General features: G+C 33.5%; 2 protein-coding genes. One reads left to right on the top strand and one right to left on the bottom strand.

The genetic code is table 11. From position 1 onward, the window contains the following. Positions 1–825 (bottom strand): autotransporter-associated beta strand repeat-containing protein (locus tag ACTTBN_RS03130; RefSeq protein WP_440680936.1); only part of this gene is annotated, 825 nt, incomplete at its 3' end. 34 nt (positions 826–859) lie between these two features. Between ACTTBN_RS03130 and ACTTBN_RS03125 the strand changes: the two genes are divergently transcribed. Continuing rightward, complete coding sequence (locus ACTTBN_RS03125) at positions 860–1195, top strand: hypothetical protein (protein ID WP_440680934.1); 336 nt, start codon at positions 860–862, stop codon at positions 1193–1195. Positions 1196–1524 lie beyond the last annotated feature (329 nt).

The following is a 1524-nucleotide window of genomic DNA, read 5'->3' as shown; positions in this document are numbered from 1 at the left end:
TGTTCCAAGACCAACTGCATCAGAGATGGCAATGATACCTGCTGATATTGTTGTTGCTCCTGTATAAGTATTGGTACCTGATAGTGTTAGAGTACCTGAATCTGTTTTATCTAAATCTCCAGAACTAGCAATGATACCAGCATAAGCTAATGTAGTTCCGCTATCTACATCTATAGTACCATTGCCAGTTAAAGTAATTCCTCTATTAGTATTTAATGTAAATGATGCAGTGGTTTCTAGTGTTCCACCATCAAAAATAATATTATCTGCATCAGCTGAACCTGGAGCAGTACCTAAGTTGCTATCTGCAGAAATTGAAAGTGTACCAGAATTAATTGTGGTATTATTTGTGTAAGTATTTGAACCACTTAACGTTAATTTACCAGAACCTCCTTTAACTAATGAAGCTGCTGAAGTTTGACCATCTATAATTATGTCACTTATTGTTGTTGCTGATGCATTATTAATCGTAACTGCACCATTTGAATAAATATTACCATTAGTAGTAACTTGGTCCGCAGTAATTGTTAAACTACTTAATGCTAATGATGAACCATTTGAAAGTGTTTCAACAGACATACCAGAAATAATTGGATTTTTATCAGCTCCACTCCAACCATCTCCATCTAAAATCAAAATAGCACTAGTTCCTTCTGCTTTAAATTGATGATTTACATATGAAGCTACCTCTGGATTAGCAGTACTGGATGAATTTGGATTTGTGTCATAATCATTGAAAATTTCTACTTTACTGTTAGATCCGTTTTTAAAGTCAATATCAAAACCTCTATCTGAATTACTGTCTTCTGAAAACAATAACTGCATTTTATAAACAGTTCCTGAAGTTAAATTATTTAATTTGATAACTAAATCATCTGCTTCAGGGCTAGCACTAGATACATCAGTTGATGTACTTGTTTCATATGAGCCATTGTTATCACTATCAGCTATCCAAGTAATTGACTCTAATAAAGTATCAAGATTATTTGAATTATCATCGTTACCTAGATCTGAAGCGCTCCATGTTCCTCCAGCATTTATAGCATTAGGACTCCAAATAATAACATCAGCGGGATCATCACCAATAGTTTTTGGATTACTATCTGCTGAGTTATCATTATTTAAATCATTTAAACCAGATGCAAAATTTATATCTCCAACACTTAATGCAGCACCATTAAAGTTTACTGAATGAGAAAACGTACCTTCAATATCAATTATACTAGTCCAGTTTGCTGAAGTTAGAATAGATTGAGAACTTGTTGTACCTGCTTCATCTTCTACTAAATTTCCACCAACAGAATTTCCAAAACTAACATCTCCAGAACCTATACTTATTTCTAAACTATAAGATGCACTTGTTGAAAGAATTCTATCAGAAAAAGTAATATTGCTATTTGTTGTTGTTAATACTGTATTAGCGCTTAAATCAACCTCACCTGTATAGGTTTGTGTACCTGATGTGTAACATTGGCTCCAAGATCTGATGTACCTGATACTTCAAGTGAAGTTGCACTCGTAACT

Origin of the sequence: Candidatus Pelagibacter sp. HIMB1623, assembly GCF_052047695.1 — a bacterium.
GTDB lineage: Bacteria > Pseudomonadota > Alphaproteobacteria > Pelagibacterales > Pelagibacteraceae > Pelagibacter.
The sequence above is the reverse complement of the archived record's forward strand: the minus strand, read 5'-3'. Positions and strand labels throughout refer to the sequence as shown.